This window comes from Alteromonas sp. 14N.309.X.WAT.G.H12 (assembly GCF_036697315.1).
GTDB lineage: Bacteria > Pseudomonadota > Gammaproteobacteria > Enterobacterales > Alteromonadaceae > Alteromonas.
Map to the genome: position 1 here is coordinate 1 of NZ_JBAHZB010000216.1, position 1,555 is coordinate 1,555.

Sequence of the window (1,555 nt, forward strand, 5' to 3'; positions counted from 1 at the left end):
CTGGGACGCAAACATGTGGGCTGCTCACTTCGTTCGGATTTTAGCCCACACGTCTGCGCCCCTTATTTAAAAGTTATGCCCAATCAAGGAAGAATTTAGCTACATGAACTTGGTACTTTTTGACTTCGATAAAACTATAATAAATAGGGATACTGGCGCAGCGTACATGAAATTTATGCTTAGCCGAAATCCTTTACGTTTGCTCTTTTGTCTTTTGTCTTTGCCAATCTCTACGCCATTTCTGTTTCATGCGAGAACTAAACATGTAGGATTCTCGATACTTCTATGGTTAGCAACACTGGGAATCAGCGACAGAAAAATTATGCACCTGCGTAAGTTGTTTATCCGAATGTACCTCAGTGACAGTTCAACAATAATTTTCAACGACGCTGTCCAACAACTACTATTACACTCTTCAAATACAGATGACGTAATAGTCGTGAGTGGTGCATCAGACTGGATGGTTAAAGCTGTCTTTGCTCAAAATCACCTTCCTAACGTAAGATTTGTCTGCTCTGAAGAAACTCGCTTTTTCGGCGGCATTATCAGTAAATTTCACTGTTACGCATCTAGAAAAGTAGAGCGAGTACGAGAACTTTTTGATTTAGAAAAATATGACTTAGTTATTGGCTACTCAGACAGTTCAGCCGATATACCAATGCTTAAACTTTGCAACAAGCGATATATTATCAACCCAAGTCCAAGGTGCTTTAGAAAGTTTACCAAGTCGTTTAATAAGGCAATGGCAGTTTTAAATTGGGCATAACAAACGACTATGGTGTCAATTCCCACGTTAAACCGTTTTTTCTTCCCACGTGACGCCATCTCTAACCATTGAGTTTAATATGACAACCATCTTCCTCACACAGGCAATAATGGCGACTTTCTTCGGTTTCCCTGCGGCCACTAACCTCTTATAAGTGGCTTTAAACTTAGCATTGCACTGCATCGCTGACATCATGGCCATAAATAAGACCGTTCGAACTTGATGTTGCCCTCCTTGAGTAACTTGCTTACCCTTATATCGGCCACTTTCTTTGTTCATTGGCGCTACACCGACAAGTGCTGCTACCTGTTTACTATTCATCAGACCAAGCTCTGGTAAGTAACTTATAAGGGCCGCAGCAGAGACCTTACCAATTCCAGGCATACTTTGAACCAGGTCACTTTTTGCTTTGTATTCTGGGCAGCTTTCAATTAAATAGGCTAATTCATCGTCCATCTTTTGAATTTGCTTTTTCAACACTGTGAGTATTGCCTTTATGCTTGATTGAACGGTTTTCGGCATGATTTGAAGACGATTTTTCTCACGTGTCTGCATCTCTAAAAGCTGATTTCTACGAGCTACGGCATCAGCCATCTTTTGTATGTTCTCGGGCTTTAGTGACGACAACGCAGGTTGAATTACCTCACTAAAATGCGCTATCAATGCAGCATCGAGCTTATCCGTTTTAGCTTTTACGTCCAGTAGCGCCTGCGAAGCGTTTGACATGAACTGGGTTCACTACATTGAAAGGTAGCTCAGCCTTCGCGCAAGCACTTACAAAGGCAATTT

The 1,555-nt window shown here is 41.5% G+C and carries 1 protein-coding gene and 1 pseudogene; one reads left to right on the forward strand and one right to left on the reverse strand.

Annotation, left to right across the window (positions count from 1 at the left end; translation table 11 throughout):
- The first annotated feature begins 103 nt into the window (after nucleotides 1-103).
- Nucleotides 104-766, forward strand: coding sequence for an HAD-IB family phosphatase (locus V5298_RS20570; protein ID WP_256771341.1), 663 nt, complete (start codon nucleotides 104-106; stop codon nucleotides 764-766).
- Nucleotides 767-793: 27 nt separating this feature from the next.
- On the opposite strand, the pseudogene V5298_RS20575 reads toward V5298_RS20570, so the two are convergent.
- A pseudogene (locus V5298_RS20575) lies at nucleotides 794-1,555 on the reverse strand (IS110 family transposase); the annotation flags it as partial.